General features: G+C 63.4%; 21 protein-coding genes. 10 read left to right on the top strand and 11 right to left on the bottom strand.

Going from position 1 to position 16,958, the window contains the following annotated elements:
* Positions 1 to 18: 18 nt before the first annotated feature.
* Positions 19 to 321 carry a SelT/SelW/SelH family protein gene (locus ACOZJV_RS12700; protein WP_078470949.1) on the top strand — a complete coding sequence of 101 codons (303 nt, stop codon included), beginning with the start codon at positions 19 to 21 and terminating at the stop codon, positions 319 to 321.
* 39 nt (positions 322 to 360) lie between these two features.
* On the opposite strand, the gene ACOZJV_RS12695 is transcribed toward ACOZJV_RS12700, so the two are convergent.
* Both ACOZJV_RS12695 and ACOZJV_RS12690 read right to left on the bottom strand, forming a co-directional pair.
* A complete protein-coding gene (locus ACOZJV_RS12695; RefSeq protein WP_421547750.1) occupies positions 361 to 1,254 on the bottom strand; it encodes a DMT family transporter in 894 nt (297 codons plus the stop codon).
* 114 nt (positions 1,255 to 1,368) lie between these two features.
* Positions 1,369 to 2,124 carry an AraC family transcriptional regulator gene (locus ACOZJV_RS12690; RefSeq protein ID WP_421547749.1) on the bottom strand — a complete coding sequence of 252 codons (756 nt, stop codon included), beginning with the start codon at positions 2,122 to 2,124 and terminating at the stop codon, positions 1,369 to 1,371.
* A 133-nt stretch (positions 2,125 to 2,257) separates the two neighbouring features.
* On the opposite strand from ACOZJV_RS12690, the gene ACOZJV_RS12685 reads away from it, so the two are divergent.
* Entirely contained in the window at positions 2,258 to 3,079 is an 822-nt protein-coding gene (locus tag ACOZJV_RS12685; RefSeq protein WP_201129999.1) for a UDP-2,3-diacylglucosamine diphosphatase, read from the top strand.
* A gap of 16 nt (positions 3,080 to 3,095) precedes the next feature.
* Here ACOZJV_RS12685 and ACOZJV_RS12680 read toward each other — a convergent pair whose 3' ends face one another.
* Both ACOZJV_RS12680 and ACOZJV_RS12675 read right to left on the bottom strand, forming a co-directional pair.
* The gene (locus tag ACOZJV_RS12680; protein WP_421547748.1) at positions 3,096 to 3,686 is read right to left on the bottom strand and encodes an HD domain-containing protein; all 591 of its coding nucleotides are present in this window, start codon (positions 3,684 to 3,686) and stop codon (positions 3,096 to 3,098) included.
* A 118-nt stretch (positions 3,687 to 3,804) separates the two neighbouring features.
* Positions 3,805 to 4,116, bottom strand: a complete 312-nt coding sequence (locus ACOZJV_RS12675) for a DUF962 domain-containing protein (protein WP_078470954.1) — start codon at positions 4,114 to 4,116, stop codon at positions 3,805 to 3,807.
* A 160-nt stretch (positions 4,117 to 4,276) separates the two neighbouring features.
* On the opposite strand from ACOZJV_RS12675, the gene ACOZJV_RS12670 reads away from it, so the two are divergent.
* Positions 4,277 to 5,338 carry an AraC family transcriptional regulator gene (locus ACOZJV_RS12670; RefSeq protein ID WP_078470955.1) on the top strand — a complete coding sequence of 354 codons (1,062 nt, stop codon included), beginning with the start codon at positions 4,277 to 4,279 and terminating at the stop codon, positions 5,336 to 5,338.
* On the opposite strand, the gene ACOZJV_RS12665 is transcribed toward ACOZJV_RS12670, so the two are convergent.
* On the bottom strand, positions 5,295 to 6,749 hold the full coding sequence (locus ACOZJV_RS12665; RefSeq protein WP_020299339.1) for a TrkH family potassium uptake protein: 1,455 nt from the start codon (positions 6,747 to 6,749) through the stop codon (positions 5,295 to 5,297). The two genes, ACOZJV_RS12670 and ACOZJV_RS12665, sit on opposite strands and share 44 nt — an antisense overlap.
* Before the next feature lie 163 nt (positions 6,750 to 6,912).
* Between ACOZJV_RS12665 and ACOZJV_RS12660 the strand changes: the two genes are divergently transcribed.
* Positions 6,913 to 7,479, top strand: a complete 567-nt coding sequence (locus ACOZJV_RS12660) for a nitroreductase family protein (RefSeq protein ID WP_078470956.1) — start codon at positions 6,913 to 6,915, stop codon at positions 7,477 to 7,479.
* A 78-nt stretch (positions 7,480 to 7,557) separates the two neighbouring features.
* On the opposite strand, the gene ACOZJV_RS12655 is transcribed toward ACOZJV_RS12660, so the two are convergent.
* The 6 genes from ACOZJV_RS12655 to ACOZJV_RS12630 form a co-directional block, all read right to left on the bottom strand.
* Positions 7,558 to 8,892: an ATP-binding protein gene (locus tag ACOZJV_RS12655; RefSeq protein ID WP_421547747.1), complete on the bottom strand. Its 1,335-nt coding sequence runs from the start codon at positions 8,890 to 8,892 to the stop codon at positions 7,558 to 7,560.
* Positions 8,893 to 8,955: 63 nt separating this feature from the next.
* Entirely contained in the window at positions 8,956 to 9,393 is a 438-nt protein-coding gene (locus ACOZJV_RS12650; protein ID WP_020299336.1) for a hypothetical protein, read from the bottom strand.
* Between the two features lie 277 nt (positions 9,394 to 9,670).
* Positions 9,671 to 10,348, bottom strand: coding sequence for a response regulator transcription factor (locus ACOZJV_RS12645; RefSeq protein WP_020299335.1), 678 nt, complete (start codon positions 10,346 to 10,348; stop codon positions 9,671 to 9,673).
* A gap of 7 nt (positions 10,349 to 10,355) precedes the next feature.
* Positions 10,356 to 10,766, bottom strand: coding sequence for a translation initiation factor 2 (locus ACOZJV_RS12640; RefSeq protein ID WP_078470958.1), 411 nt, complete (start codon positions 10,764 to 10,766; stop codon positions 10,356 to 10,358).
* 110 nt (positions 10,767 to 10,876) lie between these two features.
* Positions 10,877 to 11,176, bottom strand: coding sequence for a YciI family protein (locus ACOZJV_RS12635; protein WP_078470959.1), 300 nt, complete (start codon positions 11,174 to 11,176; stop codon positions 10,877 to 10,879).
* Position 11,177: 1 nt separating this feature from the next.
* A complete protein-coding gene (locus tag ACOZJV_RS12630; RefSeq protein ID WP_020299332.1) occupies positions 11,178 to 11,774 on the bottom strand; it encodes a septation protein A in 597 nt (198 codons plus the stop codon).
* 87 nt (positions 11,775 to 11,861) lie between these two features.
* Here ACOZJV_RS12630 and ACOZJV_RS12625 point away from each other — a divergent pair, with 87 nt between their 5' ends.
* From ACOZJV_RS12625 to rluB, 6 genes are all read left to right on the top strand, one after another.
* A complete protein-coding gene (locus tag ACOZJV_RS12625; protein WP_020299331.1) occupies positions 11,862 to 12,722 on the top strand; it encodes a PHP domain-containing protein in 861 nt (286 codons plus the stop codon).
* A 13-nt stretch (positions 12,723 to 12,735) separates the two neighbouring features.
* Positions 12,736 to 13,365: an L-threonylcarbamoyladenylate synthase gene (locus ACOZJV_RS12620; RefSeq protein WP_020299330.1), complete on the top strand. Its 630-nt coding sequence runs from the start codon at positions 12,736 to 12,738 to the stop codon at positions 13,363 to 13,365.
* A 120-nt stretch (positions 13,366 to 13,485) separates the two neighbouring features.
* Positions 13,486 to 14,184 carry a segregation and condensation protein A gene (locus ACOZJV_RS12615; RefSeq protein WP_177326802.1) on the top strand — a complete coding sequence of 233 codons (699 nt, stop codon included), beginning with the start codon at positions 13,486 to 13,488 and terminating at the stop codon, positions 14,182 to 14,184.
* A 12-nt stretch (positions 14,185 to 14,196) separates the two neighbouring features.
* Complete coding sequence (scpB, locus tag ACOZJV_RS12610) at positions 14,197 to 15,210, top strand: SMC-Scp complex subunit ScpB (RefSeq protein WP_421547746.1); 1,014 nt, start codon at positions 14,197 to 14,199, stop codon at positions 15,208 to 15,210.
* 50 nt (positions 15,211 to 15,260) lie between these two features.
* Positions 15,261 to 15,449 (top strand): DUF1289 domain-containing protein, encoded by a 189-nt coding sequence (locus ACOZJV_RS12605; RefSeq protein WP_020299327.1) that lies wholly within the window; start codon positions 15,261 to 15,263, stop codon positions 15,447 to 15,449.
* 150 nt (positions 15,450 to 15,599) lie between these two features.
* Entirely contained in the window at positions 15,600 to 16,817 is a 1,218-nt protein-coding gene (rluB, locus tag ACOZJV_RS12600; protein WP_020299326.1) for a 23S rRNA pseudouridine(2605) synthase RluB, read from the top strand.
* Positions 16,818 to 16,958: the final 141 nt, after the last annotated feature.

Below are 16,958 nucleotides of genomic sequence, written 5' to 3'. Positions count from 1 at the left end.
TCAGGAGTCCGCCGAACCATGACTGAACGTAAACCCGAAGTGGTCATCACCTATTGCACCCAATGCCAGTGGCTGTTGCGCGCCGCCTGGCTGGCCCAGGAACTGCTGAGCACGTTCAGCGACGACCTGGGGCGCGTGGCCCTGGAACCGGCCACCGGCGGCGCCTTTCGCATCACCTGCGATGGCGTGCAGATCTGGGAGCGCAAGGCCGATGGCGGCTTCCCCGAGGCCAAGGTGCTCAAGCAGCGGCTGCGGGACCAGATCGACCCGCAGCGCGACCTGGGCCATAACGACCGCACTCAGAACCCGCCTACGGTCTAGTTCCTGTACCAAAAACAGCGGCGCGTCGAGCATGGGGCGTCAGTGAGAGGGGGCATGCTCGTTACTAGCCTTGCGAGTTGAAGCAGCGCCCAGTTGGCTGGAGACCACGATGGCGACAATGATCAAGGCCCCGCCGAGCAACATGCGCAGGGTCGGGGTTTCGCCGAACAGCAACCAGGCCACGCTGATCCCGTAGACCGGCTCCAGGGCGAATACCACCGCCGCTGTGCGAGCCTTGATCACCGCCAGGCTGGCGACGAACAGGCTGTGGGCCAGGCCGGTGCAGAACACCCCGAGCAGGGCCAGCCACAGCCAGTCCAGCGCCCGCACCTCGCCCAGCCCCGGCGCCGCCACCGGCAGCAGGCAGGCAGCGACCACCAGGTTCTGGCACAGGGCGGCCTGGACCGCCGGAATACGCCCGGAACTGACCCGGTTGTTCAACGACAACAGGGCGAACAACAGCCCCGAGGCCACAGCCCACAGCAGGCCGGTGGTGGCCTCGCTGGCCAGGTCGAAGTCCGGCGTGACCAGCACCAGGCCGATGCTCACCAGCAGCACCAGCACCATCTCGTTGAGGCGGATGCGCTCGCGAAAGATCAGGCCTTCGAGGATCACGGTGAACGCCGGAAAGCTGGCGAAACCCAGGGTCGCGATGGCCACCCCGGCCACCTTTACCGCGATGAAGAAACTCACCCAGTGCCCGGCCAGCAGCAGGCCGCTGAGCAGCAGGCGCGAGCAGTCGCCGCGGGTCAATGGCTGCCAGCGGGTGTTGCTGGCCAGGCGTGCAAAACAGGCCAGGGCCAGGACGGCGAAGGCGGCGCGGCCAAACACGATAATCGCCGGCGAGGCGGCGGCCAGTTTGCCGAACACCCCGGTCAGGCCGAACATCAGGGCGCCGATATGCAGGGCACCGAGGGCGGTACGCGGAGTCATTTCAATCCTTAAACAATAGAGCCGGGCCCTCTGGCGGGCGCTGCGGCAGGGCAGCAGTTTACGGGCGTGGCCGATGCGCTGTCTGTCGCGGGGCTCGCGTCTTTTGTCGAGGAACTAGCGCGGCTCCGTGGCGCGCCGCAACTTGCCGGGGCTGGTGCCGTATTCGCGCAGGATGGCAGCGGCAAACGCGCTCTGTGAGCTGTAGCCCACCCGCTGGGCGATTTCACCGATGGCCAGGGGCGAGTCGCGCAACAGGTTGACCGCCATGTGCAGGCGGCGGCTGCGGATGTAGTCCATCGGCGTCTGCCCGCATTCGGCAACGAATCGCGCATGCAGGCGTGCGCTGGACAGGCCGGCGAGCCGTGCCAGATCGGCGACTTGCAGCGGGTGGGCGGCGTGCTGGTCGATGTGGGCATTCAAGGCGGCATAGGGCAGGCGCCGACCGCCACCGACCGGCAGCGCGCTGTTGAGGCTGGCCAGCAACAGCACTGCCCCTTGCTGGGCAATCAGCGGATCGGCCACCGGGCTGGCGGCCAGCCAGTCGACCAGTTGGCTCTGGGCCGGGGCCAGCAGCAGGCGCCCGGGAGTGTCGAGCAAGCGCCGGCTGGCCTCGGCGTGTTCCCCCAGCGATTGCATGACCCAGTGCTCGCTTGGCACGTCGAGCACCATGCAGTGGCTGCCGTCGGGGCTGCCACAGGCATGGTGGGCGCCGGCCGGCACCACCACGAAACTCTGCTGGCCGACCTGGCTGCCCTGGCCGTCGACTTCGAAGTCGAGCCGGCCCGACAGGCCGAACACCAGTTGCGCATGGTCATGGCTGTGGACGATCAGGTCGTGGCTGTAGTGGCGCAGGGTGAGGATCGGTCGCATCCCGGTCTCCTTGGCAGAGGCGGCAGTCTACACCGGGGGCCGTTGCGCGCGGGCTGTCATCGGACGGTCGTATTTGTGTCATGGGCTATTAATCGCCACGGAGCAAGCTCGCAAAAACAGCAGGAGAGTGCCCATGACCAGCGCCGAACTCGTCAAACCCAGTCGTAAGCAGCGGGTGCGAACTTTATGGATCTCCGACGTGCACCTGGGCACCCGAGATTGCCAGGCCGAGCATCTGTCGCAGTTTCTCAAGGGCTATCAGGCCGACCGCATCTACCTGGTGGGCGACATCATCGACGGCTGGAAAATGCGCGGCGGCATGTATTGGCCCCAGGCCCACACCAATGTGATCCGCCGGCTGCTGACCATGAGCAAACGCGGGACCGAGGTGATCTACGTCACCGGCAACCACGATGAATTCCTGCGCCGCTACTCCAAGCTGATCCTGGGCAATATCCAACTGGTGGACGAGGCGCTGCACACCACCGCCGATGGTCGGCGCCTGCTGGTGATCCACGGTGACCAGTTCGATGTGATCACCCGCTACCACCGCTGGCTGGCCTTTCTCGGCGACTCGGCCTACGAATTTACCCTGACCCTCAACCGCTGGCTCAACCACTGGCGCGCCCGTTATGGCTACGGCTACTGGTCGCTGTCGGCCTACCTCAAGCACAAGGTGAAGACCGCGGTCAGCTTTATCAGCGACTTTGAACAAGCCATCGCCCATGAATGCGTCAAGCGCGGCTTGCAGGGCGTGGTCTGCGGGCACATTCACCATGCCGAGATCCGCAAGGTCGGCGAGGTGGACTACCTCAACTGCGGCGATTGGGTGGAGTCATGCACAGCGCTGATCGAGCATTGGGACGGCACCATCGAGCTGTATCGCCTGGCCGATGCCCAGGCGCGCGAAGCCCAGCTCAAGGCCGAACAGCAGAAGGTGGCGGAGCCGGCATGAGCCCCGCTGGCGCGGTTCAGGCCGCGTGGTGTTCTTGCATGGCGGCCTTGTAGATCGAGTTTTTCGGTTGGGCGAACAGGCGCTCGAGCATGGGTTCGAAGAAGCTCAGGGGCAGGCTGTCGTAGTCCGGGTCGAAGGCGGCGGCATCGTACTTGGCGCAGAACTCGGCGGTGCGCTGGTACTGCGGGTGGTCCTTGAATTGTTCCCGCAGGTGCCGGTCCATGCCCAGGTGATGGAAGAAGTAGTAGCCCTGGAAAATCCCGTGCTGCTGCACCATCCACAGGTTTTCCGGGCTGACGAAGGGCTTGAGGATGGCGGCGGCGATATCCGGGTGGTTGTAGCTGCCCAGGGTGTCGCCGATATCGTGGAGCAGGGCGCAGACCACATACTCCTCATCCTGGCCATCGCGCCAGGCGCGGCTGGCGGTCTGCAGGGAGTGGCTCAGGCGATCCACCGGGAAGCCGCCGAAGTCGCCTTCGAGCAGCCGCAAGTGGGTGACGATGCGCGATGCCAGCTGCCGGGCATAGGTGCTGAAGTCGGCGGCGATGATCGCCCAGTCCTGCTCGGTTCCATCCTGCATATGGGTAAAACGGGCGTGATCGCTCATGGGCCATCTTCTTGTTGTGGATGATGGTTCGAGTCTATGCCCTGTGATTGCCCGCGCAGTGGCTGTGGGAGACGGCTTGCTGACCAGGCGAGCCGCGTGGCTCGCAGGGGAGTCTGGACTAGAAGGGCACCTTGCCGAGGATCATGTCGCGGTACATGACGAAATCCCCCAGCAGACTGTAGAAGGGGTGCTGGAAGGTGGCGGGGCGGTTGTTTTCGAAGAAGAAGTGCCCAATCCAGGCGAAGCTGTAGCCCGCCACCGGCAGCGCCAGAAGCAGCAGCCAGGCACCTTTGCCAATGGCCAGGGCCAGGATGAAGATCACCAGGCTGGTGCCGATAAAATGCAGACGGCGGCAGGTACTGTTGCCGTGTTCGCTCAGGTAGTACGGATAGAATTCGGCAAAGCTGTTGAATCGCTTGATGTTTTCCACGCCTACGGCCTCGCTGGTAGTTGTTCTGATAATGGGATGTGCCGCGGGGAGCTTATTTGAGTCTAGAGTCATCAATGGATGTAGCCAGTGACAATGGGCGCCACTTTAGTATCCTTGCAAATCTGGCCGTAGCATGCGGCTCACCATGTAAGAAAACGCCATGAGCGAACGAACGACTTCTGCAAGCTGGGCGATGGGAATTGTCAAAGCGCTGGAGATGGATGGCCTCGACTGCCGTGCATTGTTCAAGCAGCTGGGCCTCGACTATGGATCGCTGGACGACCCTGATGCACGTTTCCCCCAGGACTCGATGACCCGCCTGTGGCAGCGCGCGGTCGAGCTGTCGGGCAACCCGGCGATCGGCCTGAACATGGGCAAGGTGGTGCGCCCGGCGTCGTTTCATGTGGCCGGTTATGCCTTGATGTCCAGTCGCACCCTGGCCGAGGGTTTCGAGCGATTGGTGCGCTATCAACGCATCATTGCCGAAAGCGCTGATTTGAGTTTTCGACTTTTACCTGAAGGCTATGCACTGATTCTGACCGTGCATGGCGATCATCTGCCGCCGACCCGGCAAAGTGCCGAAGCCTCCCTGGCCTGCGCCCTGGCCCTGTGCGGCTGGCTGACCGGGCGCACCTTGCAGCCGCGCAAGGTGTTGGTCCAGGGCGCTCCGCCTGCGGACCTGGAGCCCTATAAACACGCTTTTCATGCGCCGCTGGTGTTCAACGCGCCCTACGATGCGCTGATTTTCGAGCGGGGCGACATGGAAGCGCCGTTGCCGACGGCCAATGAGGCCATGGCCCTGTTGCACGATCGCTTTGCCGGCGAATACCTGGCGCGGTTTTCCGAAAGCCGGGTAACCCACAAGGCGCGCCAGGTGTTGTGCCGACTGCTGCCCCAGGGCGAACCGAAGCGCGAGATGGTGGCCCAGACCCTGCACCTGTCCCAGCGCACCCTGCAACGGCGGCTGCAGGAAGAGGGCACCAGCTTCCAGACCCTGCTCGATGACACCCGCCGTGAGTTGGCCGAACAGTACCTGGCCCAGCCAAGCATGACCTTGCTGGAGATCGCCTATTTGCTGGGGTTTGCCGATCCGAGCAACTTCTTCCGCGCGTTCCGCCGCTGGTTCGATGCCACGCCCGGCGAATATCGGGCGCGGCTGTTGCAGGATTCAGCCTTGGTCAGTGACGCCAGAACGCCGGAATACACAGCACGAACACCGTAATGATTTCCAGGCGCCCGAGCAGCATGCCCAGGGACAGGATCCACTTCGCTGCGTCTGGCAGGGTCGAGAAGTTGCCGGCCGGGCCGATGGTCTCGCCCAGTCCCGGGCCGACGCCGGACACCGTACTGGCGGCACCGGTCAGGGCCGTCATCCAGTCCACCCCGAGCAGGGACAGGGCCAGGGCGATCATGCAGATGGTGATGGCGAAGAAAAACGAGAAGGTCAGGATCGAACGCACGATCTCCTCGTCGAGGCGATGGCCGTTGTATTTCTGCTTGATCACCGCGCGCGGGTGAATCAGCTGGTTAAGGTTGGCCTTGAGCAGGATATAGGCCACCTGGAAGCGGAAGATCTTGATCCCGCCTGCCGTTGAGCCGGAGCAGCCGCCGACAAACCCCAGGTAAAAGAACAGCATCAGCGAGAAGTTGCCCCACAGGCTGTAGTCGCCCAGGGCAAAACCGGTAGTGGTGACCACCGAGGTCACGTTCAACGCCACGTGGCGCAGGGCATCCAGCCAGTGCAGGTTGGTGGTCCACCAGTACCAGGTGCCGAGTACCAGCCAGGTGACCAGCAGCAGGCCGAGCAGGCCTTGCACTTGCTGGTCCTTGAGCAGCGCCCGGCGGTTGCCACGCAAAGTGGCGACATACAGGGTGAACGGCAGGCTGCCCAGAATCATCACCACCACCGCCACCCAATGCACCGCCGGTTGTTTCCAGTGGGCCAGGGATTCGTCGGACGTGGAGAAACCACCGGTGGAAATAGCCGACATCGCGTGGTTGATGGCGTCGAACGGGGTCATCCCTGCCCACCAGAAGGCCAGGCTGCCGAGGATAGTGATACCGACATAAGCCGCCACAATCAGCCGCGCCACCATGTGCGAGCGGGGCATGACTTTCTCCGAGCGGTCCGAAGACTCGGTCTGGAACAGGCGCATGCCCCCGATGCGCAGCAGCGGCAGAATCGCCACCGCCATGCCGATAAAGCCGATGCCGCCAAGCCAGTGCAGCAGCGAGCGCCACATCAGAATGCCCGGGGACATGGTGTCCAGGCCGCTGAGCACCGTGGAACCGGTGGCAGTGATGCCGGACATGCTTTCAAAAAACGAATCGGTATAGCTGATGTGCTGGGTCAGCAGAAACGGCAGGGCGGCGAAGATGCACACCACCAGCCAGCTCGATACGGTCAGCAGGTACATGTCGCGCGGACGCAGGTGCACATGCTCCGGGCGCCCGGGGATCACCAGCGCCAGGCCGGCGATAAAGGTGATCATGCTGGCCCAGAGGAACGACGGCAGATCGCCCGTGCGCTCGAAAATCACCAGGGTTGCCATCGGGATGACCATGGCGATGGCCAGGGTGATCAGGAAGATGCCGATGATGAAACCAATGATCCGTAAGGTCGGCAACGCCATGAAGTCCGCTCGGGCTGATAACTGAAGGGCGCCCATTCTACCTGCGGGGCGAGGCATGTAAACCGGGGCCCCCTCGGCGTTTGCCCGTGGGGCGCGGTTGCGGCCTGTCGCCAAACGTCAACTGCCCCTAGAATGGCCGGACATTTTTTGCAGGAGGTGGCCGATGGAGGCTCTCGACGTTTTGCTCAACCGTGTTTCCGTACCGCGCCTGCTCGACCCGGCGCCGGATGCCGCCCAGCGTGAAGCGCTGTTCGCCGCGGCTCTGCGTGCTCCGGATCATGGCCAATTGCGGCCGTGGCGGTTTCTGACGGTCGAAGGCGCGGCTCGCGAGCAGATGGGCGAGTTGCTGGCCGAAGCCGTGCAATTGCAGGGCGGCGAGGTGACCCAGGCGGCGCTGGACAAGGCCCGTGCCATGCCGTTGCGTGCGCCGCTGGTGGTTGTGGTGGTGGCCCGTTTGCAGGAGCACTTCAAAGTGCCCAAGAGCGAGCAACTGCTGGCTGCCGGTTGTGCCGCCCACGGTATTTTGCTGGCGGCCTACGCTCAGGGCATCGGTGCCGTATGGCGTACCGGAGAGCTGTCCTATTCGGCCCATGTTGCCAAGGGCCTGGGCCTGGGTGAAGGCGAGGAGATCATTGCCTTCCTGTACCTGGGCACGCCGCAGAACGAACCCCGCGTGGCGCCCAAGGTCGACACGGCGGAGTTTGTCAGCGCCTGGTCGGGCCAGGGCTGACTCAAGCAATGGGGCTAAATGCCGCTGATCGCTGAACGGGCCCCTGCCACTCCAGGCAGGGGCCCGTTGCATTCGGTATTAGGCCACCGCCCCCGGTTCCAGTGGCAACTCCAGGCTGGCAATAAAACCGCCTTCCGGGTGATTGGTCAGGATCAGGCTGCCGCCGTGGCGCTCCGCCGCGCGACGCGCAATCGCCAAGCCCAGCCCATGGCCCGCCGCCGTTTGCCCGGGGGCGCGATAGAACGGCTCGCCCAGTTGCCCCAGGTGTTCGGCCTCCACGCCGGGGCCATGATCACGCACGCTGAGTACGATCTTTTCTCCCTGGCGCAACGCCAATACCTCGATCGATTGGCCGTCCGGGTTGAACCGCTGGGCATTGCGCAGCAGGTTGTCCATGGCGCGCTCGATCATGGTCGGCCAGCCTTTGAGCAGTAGGCCGGGTTCGGCTTCGATGCGCACGCTTTGCTCGGGGCAGGCAAGTTGCGCATCTTTCTGCAGGTTGCCGAGCAAGGCGTTGAGGTCCACGTCTTCAGCACTGGCGTTGTCGGCGTCGACCCGCGCCAGGACCAGGATTTCACTGATCAGGGCTTCCAGGCGGTCGCATTCCCGGGTCAATCGCGGCCACAGCCGTTCGCGTTCCGCAGGCTCGGCGCGTTCGGCCAGGGCCAGGGCGATGCGCAGCCGGGCCAGGGGCGAGCGCAGTTCGTGGGAGACATCCCGCAGCAACTGGCGCTGGCTGCCGATCAGGCTTTGCAGGCGCGAGCCCATGCGGTTGAAATCGTTGGCCAGCACGCCGAACTCGTCACGCCTGGCAGCCAGCCGGGCCAGGCTGTTTTGCTGGTAGGTGGCCTGGCCCAGGTCATGCACCGCAACCCGCAGGCGGCTCAGGGGGCGGGTGATGGACAGGGTCACCAGCAGGCTGAACAACGTCAGTACCACCAGGGCGATGGCCAGGGCGCTCAAGGGCCACATCAGGCTGTCGCGGTGCCAGGCGTCGAGCTCAGGGTGCGGGATACGGTAAATCAGCAGGTAGGTGTCGCCAGTCTTGGGGCTGGTGTATTCGTCGGTCAGGCGGCGCCACGGCAAATGCCGATCATCGCTGTTCTGGCGCGCCTCGAAGGCCGCTGCACGCTTGGGGAAGGTGCCGCGTACCACCGGATCACCGCTGTCATTGAGCACCTGCACGTCGATATGGTACTGGCGCTTGCGCTGCTGCAGGATCTCCTGGGCGGCATCCTCGCCCTGGGCTTCGTAGCTTTGCGTCCACTCCTGGGCCAGGGTGTTGAGGCCCGGATGACGGCTGAGAATCCAGGCGTCCTGATTCAACATGTGCCCAAGCAGGATCGACAGCCCTGCAACCAGGGCGATGGCCAGCCAGAAGCTGGCCAGGATGCGCCAGAACAATGAACGCACAGGAAATCCTCAAACAGGAAAAGCCCAGTGGGGGGGCCACTGGGCTGGGGAAACGCTAACGCATTATTGCGCTTTTTGCGGTTGCTGCGCTTTCCAGGCCTTGAACTCGGCCCATTCGGCGCGACGCTCAGCCTGTTTCTTCTGGATCGCGTCGAACTCTTTCTGCTGATCCGGCTTGAGCACCGCCCGGATGTCCGCTTCGGTTTTCTGTTTCTTGGCGGCGATCTCGTCCTTCATGGCCTTCTGGTCGGCTGGGGACAGTTTCTCCAGGTACTTCTCGACCAGTTGCTTGCGTTCGTGCATCTGCTCACCCATCAGCTTGCCAATCTGCTGGCGCTGTTCACGGCTCAGATCCAGTTGGCTGAAAGGGCCTTTGCCGCGCATGTGCTCGCTGTGGCGTGGGCCGTCCATCGGCCCCATCGGGCCTGCGCCTTCAGGCATGGCCATGGCCACGGTCGGCAGGGCAGCGGCGAACATCAGAGCGATAAGGGTCTTGCGCATGGTGTGTCTCCTTGTCTCATTCCCGGTCAGTTCCGGATGAGTTCAGGTTACGCAGATCAAGGTCAGCGGCAGTCAGCGAAGGGTAAAGCTTGGGTAAAGACGAAAATCCCCCGGCCTGACAATTCTCCACCGGAGATGAACGCCTGTAGCCGCTGCCGATAGGCTCGGGCCGGGTTCGGCCGCGGCCTTCATGGGCGCCCCCGGCGGACGATGGGAGTGGGGGAAGCGGGCCTATCGGCTGCAGCGCGTGCGCGACGTCGCCCGCCAGCACACGGTCTTACAGGCTGTAGTAGTAGCCGCGGCTGCGCAGGGCGACGATACGCGGGCGGCCGTCGGGGTAGGGGCCGATCTTTTTACGCAGGTTGCTGACGTGCATGTCCAGGCTGCGGTCGTACAGGGTCAGCTTGCGGCCCAGGGCGATCTGCGCCAGTTCCTGTTTATCCAGCGGTTCGCCGGGCTGCTTGAGCAGGGCTTCGAGCAGGCGGCTTTCGGAGACGGTGAGGGTGATGTCCTGCTGATCGATGCTGACCACGCCCCGGATCGGGCTGAAGCACAGGTCGCCCAGCTCCATCTGGCTCGACACCGCGGCCGGATGGCTGCGACGCAACACGGCGCGCAGGCGGGCGGTGAGCTCGCGCGGGTCGCACGGTTTGGCCAGATAGTCGTCGGCGCCCAGTTCCAGGCCAAGGATCCGATCCAGCGGTTCGCCGCGAGCCGACAGCATCAGCACCGGCAGGTCAGGGTGATCGTTGCGCAGTTGCTTGAGCAACTCCAGGCCGCTGCCGTCGGGCAGCATCACGTCCAGCACCACGGCAGCCGGTGCACTGTCGGCCAGGGCGCGGCGGGCGCTCTGGCCATCGTGGCAGGCCCGAACCTGGAAACCTTCCTGGCTCAGCCAACTGGTCAGGAGCTCGCACAGCTCCTGGTCGTCATCAATCAGTAACAGGTCGCTCATTCATCACTCAATTTAGCCATTGTCGACGCTTTCGATGCCCACCACTGGCGAAGATACCGCAGAGCAGGGCCAATAGTGCCACTCCTGCGCCTGTCACGAACCATTGCTGCTGATCGGTCAGCAGGCGTGGTACCGGGCTGGCCTGGGCTTCCTTGAGTTGCAGCTTGAGGCGCTGGTTCTCCTGGCGCAAGCGGGCGAGCTGGGCACTTTCGCGTTCGGCATCGGCATTTTGCAGTTGTTTGCTCAACTCATCACGCAGCCGCTCGCTTTCTTTCAAGCGTTGCTGCAACTCGGTGATCTGGCTGCCGGCACTCAGGGACAGAGGCGTGGAGCGGCCCGAGTCCTGGGTTTCTTCGGCATGGGCAACGGCCCCGATCGATAACATGACCAACAGCAGACACAACGTACCTTGGCGCATCGGAACTCCTGATTCCAATCGAGTGTTGGGCAGGTTGTCGGCCGTTAAACGAGAATAATGAGCGATTGAGAACGCGATGAACCGACAAGGTTCATCGCGTGGAAGAGGATTTACGGCAGGACTTGCTTGAACGGCTTGACCGAAACACTGGCGTAGACGCCTGCCGCGATATACGGGTCGGCATCGGCCCAGGCCTGGGCGGCGCTCAACGAGTCGAATTGAGCGACGATCAAGCTGCCGGTGAAACCGGCGGCACCCGGGTCATTGCTGTCGACGGCCGGGTGCGGTCCGGCCAGGACCACGCGGCCTTCAGCCTTGAGCTGCTGCAGCCGCTCCAGATGCGCCGGGCGGGCGGCCAGGCGGTTTTCCAGGGAGTTGGCGACGTCTGTGGCAATGATTGCGTAAAGCATGTCAGTCCTCGGTTTTCGGCGTGGTGGGTTCGGTGTCATGCATATGGCGCGACAGGTAGATGCCCTGGGCGACCAGGAACAGCAGGGTCATGCCCAGGCTGCCGAACACCTTGAAATCGACCCAGATGCTCTGGAAGGTGAAGGCAACGAACAGGTTGGCGGCGCCGCAGAACAGGAAAAAGCCGATCCAGGCGATGTTCAGTCGGGTCCAGACCGGGTCCGGCAGGGTCAGCGCGTGGCCCATGATGCGTTTGATCAGCAGGCGGTCACCGATGAAATGGCTGCCGATAAAGGCCAGAGCGAACAGCCAGTTGACCACCGGGGCTTTCCACTTGAGGAAGGTTTCACTGTGGAAGGCCAGGGTCAGGCTGCCGAAGACCAGGCAGGCTACCAGGGTCAGCCATTGGCTTTTTTCCAGTTTGCGCTGGGAGATGAACAAGGCTCCGTAGACCACCAGGGAGCTGATGATCAGCATCGCCGTGGCGCTGTAGATGCCGCCCAGGGTCACTTGTTGACCGGCAATGTCGACCACGCGGGGATCGATTTTGTAGACGATGAAAAACAGGAACAGCGGGATGAAGTCGATGAATTGTTTCACAGTGGCAGCCAGAAGCAGGATGTGGCGGCATAATAACAAACATCCATGGTAGCGAAAGCGCCAGCTGACTTGAGGTTGAACAGTCCCGTGAATGTTGATTTGCACTGCCACAGCACGGCCTCCGACGGCGCTCTTGCGCCTGCGGTACTGGTTGCGCGTGCGTTTGAAAAAGGCGTGCGAGTCCTGGCCCTGACCGACCACGACACCCTGGAAGGGCTCGATGAGGCCCGTCGCGCGGCGGTCGAGCTGGGTATGCAACTGGTCAACGGCGTTGAATTGTCCTGCACCTGGGGCGGCGCGACCATCCATGTCCTGGGTTACGGCTTTGATGTCAACGCCCCCGCGCTGGTCGAGGCCATTGCCAAATTGCACGATGGGCGCTGGCTGCGGTCAGAAGAAATAAGCCGCAAACTCGCGCTCAAAGGCATGCCGGACGCCCTAGAAGGGGCCCGGGCCATCCAGCAGGAGTTGGGCGACAGCGGCAATGCCCCGGCGCGGCCGCACTTTGCCGACTACCTGGTGCGTGCCGGCTACGTCAAGGATCGCGCCGAAGCGTTTCGCAAGTGGCTGGGGGCCGGCAAACTGGGGGACGTCAAGCAACATTGGCCGACCCTGGAAGACACCGTCGGCACCCTGCGTGCAGCGGGAGCCTGGGTCAGCCTGGCGCACCCCTGGCATTACGATTTCACCCGCAGCAAGCGCCGGCGCCTGATTGCCGACTATATTCAAGCGGGTGGCCACGCTATCGAAGTGGTCAATGGCCATCAGCCTGCGGAACAAGTGGGCAGCCTGGCGATTCTTGCGCGTGAGTTCGGTCTGCTGGTCAGTGCCGGCAGTGATTTCCATGGTCCTGGAGGCTGGTCCGAAATAGGCGAGTACCGCCCGGTTCCGGAGGATCTGCCGCCGCTTTGGTGTCGATTCAAACATGACCCAATTATTGCCGCCTGAACAGGTAGAGACAGTGAGTCAATTTTTCCAGATACATCCGGAGAACCCGCAACCGCGCCTGATCAAACAGGCGGTTGAAATCATCCGTGCCGGCGGGGTGGTGATCTACCCCACCGATTCGTCGTATGCCGTCGGTTGCCAGATGGGCGACAAGGGCGCCATCGAGCGGGTGCGACGCTTGCGTCAATTGGACGATAAGCACAACTTCGCGCTGATCTGCAGCGACCTGTCGCAATTGGGTCTGTTCGCCAAGATCGACACCGGCACGTTCCGCCTGCTCAAGGCCTATGTGCCGGGGCCTTACACCTTCATTCTCAATGCCACCCGCGAAGTGCCGCGGCTGTTGCTGCACCCCAAGCGGCGCACCATCGGCCTGCGGGTGCCGCGCAACCCGATTGCCCTTGCCCTGCTGGCCGAACTCGGCGAGCCGCTGATGAGCGTCAGCCTGATCATGCCCGGCGAAAGCGAGGCGTTGAACGATCCTTATGAAATGCGCCAGTTGCTCGAACATCAGGTGGACCTGATCATCGATGGCGGTTTCGGCAGCACCGAATCGTCGACGGTGATCAACCTGGCCGATGGCGAGCCGGAAGTGATCCGCATCGGTTGCGGCGACCCTGCGCCGTTCATGGCCGAGGCCTAGATGTCCGCAGTACAAACCGTCGACGACCAGGCAGGCGCCCAGCAAGAACTGCCCTTCGCCATGGTCTATGGCCAGGCGGTGCTGGAAATGCCCCTGGACCTGTACATCCCGCCGGACGCCCTGGAGGTCTTTCTCGAGGCCTTTGAGGGACCGCTGGACCTGCTGCTGTACCTGATCCGTAAACAGAACATCAACATCCTCGATATCCCGGTGGCGGAAATTACCCGCCAGTACATGGGTTATGTCGAGCTGATGCAGTCGGTGCGCCTGGAGTTGGCCGCCGAGTACCTGGTGATGGCGGCCATGCTGGCCGAGATCAAGTCGCGGATGCTGCTGCCGCGCTCTGCCGAGATCGAAGAGGAAGAAGACGATCCGCGCGCCGAGCTGATCCGTCGCCTGCAGGAGTACGAGCGCTTCAAGGCTGCCGCCGAAGGTATCGATAACCTGAGCCGGGTCGGCCGCGACGTGGTCGTGCCCAAGCTGGACGCCCCCGAGGCCCGGGCCCGCAAGCTGCTGCCGGACGTGAGCCTGGAAGAGTTGCTGATGTCCATGGCCGAGGTGCTGCGCCGGGGCGACATGTTCGAGAGCCACCAGGTCAGCCGCGAAGCGCTGTCGACCCGCGAGCGCATGAGTGATGTGCTGGAGCGGCTCAAGGGCGGCGGTTTCGTGCCTTTCGTCGAGCTGTTCACCGCCGAGGAAGGGCGCCTGGGGGTCGTGGTGACCTTTATGGCGATCCTCGAACTGGTCAAGGAATCCCTGGTCGAGCTGGTGCAGAATGAGCCCTTTGCGGCGATCCATGTGCGGGCGCGAGCCGAATAACGAGCTGAAACAATGAATCTGACTGAACCCCGCGAGCTGGCGCCGCTGCTTGAAGCCTTTCTGTTGGCCTCGGGAAAGCCCCAATCCCTGGATCGCCTGTTCGAACTCTTCGAGGAGGGTGAGCGGCCGGAGCCGGCCGTGTTCAAAAAGGCGCTGACGCTGCTGGCCAAGTCCTGCGACGGCCGGGCCTTTGAACTCAAGGAAGTGGCCTCCGGTTATCGGTTGCAGATCCGCGAGAAATTCAGCCCCTGGGTCGGGCGACTTTGGGAGGAGCGCCCGCAGCGTTACTCGCGGGCCATGCTCGAAACCATGGCACTGATCGCCTACCGCCAGCCGATTACCCGGGGCGAAATCGAGGATGTGCGTGGGGTTGCGGTCAACAGCCATATCGTCAAGACCTTGCTTGAGCGTGAGTGGATCCGTGTCGTCGGCTACCGTGATGTACCGGGCAAGCCGGCGATGTTTGCCACCACCAAGGTGTTTCTCGACCACTTCAACCTGAAAAACCTCGACGACCTGCCACCCCTGGCGGAGTTGCGCGAGATGGAAGTCGAGCCGGTGCTCGAGTTCGACGACGCCCCAGTGCCGGAAAATCTGCAGGCCCTGGCCGATGCCAGTGCCGAACCGGAAGAGCCCAAGGAAGAAACCAGTTTCCACACCTTGCTGCTGGAGCTGGATTCGATGGAGGAGGGGATCAAGACCGACTTCGATGACCTGCTGCGCGATGGCGCTCCGGATTCCTCCGAGTCCAGCGTCGAGAGCGGGCTTGCGCCCGAGCCCGATGTGCCGGTCGAGGTGGCTGTTGAAGTTGCCGTCGAGGTCGAGGCGGTGCTTGAGGTCGAACCTGACGCCAGCCTGGAAGTCGAAACCGATGACGATGTGCTGGGCGTGGCAGAGGCGCGCGCCAAGTTGCTGGCCGCCGTGGCTGCCCTGGAGCCACCGGCCCCCAGTCTGAGTGATGAAGAAGCCGAGGCCCTGGCCTTGGCCGAAGCCATCGAGAATGAAAGACGCTTGCTGGAAGACTGATCCTTTTCTGGGGTCGGGCTGCCGGCCATCGCGATTACTGGAGAAGGCCCATGAGCTCCACCAAAGACCCCTGTATCAGTGTCTGCAAGTTCAGCGACGATATCTGCATCGGTTGTGGGCGCAGCAAGCGCGAGATCAAGGCCTGGAAGAAGCTCGACAAGGTCGACAAGCGCGGCGTCCTGGCCGAGGCCGAGTTGCGCCTGTTGGCCCTGGGCGCCACCGGTCGGCGGAAAAAGTAGCCCCTCGCGACATATCAACTAGTCTGTGATGCGCAACCGACGCCATGAGCGTATGATTCGCGACCCTTTGGCGATCCCTTCGCCACAAGACCTGTTTTTACACGTTTCAGGCCACTCACCGCCTGAATCGACACACCGGGAGGTGCCCAGATGAGTGACAACGACCAGAAAGACAGCCAGGAAATCGGCCCAGCAGGCGAAAAACTGCAGAAAGTCCTCGCCCGTATCGGCGTCGGCTCGCGCCGCGACGTAGAGTCCTGGATCAGCCAGGGCCGGATCAAGGTCAATGGCAAAGACGCCACCCTTGGCCTGCGCGTCGACCTGCATGACGCCATTTCCATCGATGGCAAGGTGATCAAGCGCGAAGAGGCCGCCGAATCGGTGCGCCGCGTGATCATGTACAACAAACCCGACGGCGAGATCTGCACCCGTGACGACCCTGAAGGCCGTCCAACCGTGTTCGACAAGCTGCCGCGCCCGAAAGAGGGCCGCTGGATCAACATCGGTCGCCTGGACATCAACACCACGGGCTTGCTGATGTTCACCACCGACGGTGAGTTGGCCAACCGCCTGATGCACCCTTCCTACGAAATGGACCGTGAATACGCGGTACGTGTGCGTGGCGAAGTCGACGACGAGATGATCGAACGCCTGAAAGCCGGTGTTGTGCTCGAAGACGGCCCGGCCAAGTTCACCGACATCAAGCAGGCGCCAGGGGGTGAAGGGTTCAACCACTGGTACCACTGCGTGGTGATGGAAGGCCGTAACCGTGAAGTGCGTCGCCTGTGGGAATCCCAGGGCCTGGTGGTCAGCCGCCTGAAACGTGTGCGTTTCGGTCCGGTGTTCCTCAACTCCGACCTGCCGATGGGCCGCTGGCGTGAAATGACTCAGTACGAGGTGGATATCCTCAGTGCCGAGGTTGGCCTGACGCCGGTGGCTATGCCGCAGTTGAACGCCAAGAGCAAGGACAAGCTGGAACGCATGCAGCGTAAATCCTCGCGCCCGGTGGGCAAGAGCGAGCGCGTGCGCACCCTGCGTCCTGCTGCCGGTGCTCCCGCCGCAGGCGGCGCCCGTCCCGCGCGTGAGCCGCACATCGAAGGCGAGCGCCCAGGGCGCAAGCCGGCAGCGCGTCAGGATGGCGAGCGCGGACCACGCACTCCACGTCCGGCGGCCGGTCGTGGTGAGTCGGGTCGTGGCACGCCCGTGGCCGACCGTCCAAGCGACACCAAGCGTCCGGCCAAGCCGGCGCCGAAGTCCAAGCGTCCGGGCATTGTCCTGGTCGACCGCGATGCGCCATCGGGCAAGCGTCGTGGCGCACCAGCCGGTTCCGGCCAGCGTCCGGGCTTTGGTCGTCGCAAGCCGGAGTGAGGCAGGCCTAAGCCGCAAGGCTGAAAGCTGCAAGTGAAAAGCGCCAACCTCCGGGTTGGCGTTTTTTTTTGCCTGGCAGTGCAGAGGGGCGCTGATGTCGCAGTGTCTGGCAGCAGGGGATCAGGGGTGTACAATGCGCGG

This window comes from Pseudomonas sp. QD4 (assembly GCF_049199125.1).
Lineage (GTDB): Bacteria > Pseudomonadota > Gammaproteobacteria > Pseudomonadales > Pseudomonadaceae > Aquipseudomonas.
The sequence above is the reverse complement of the archived record's forward strand: the minus strand, read 5'-3'. Positions and strand labels throughout refer to the sequence as shown.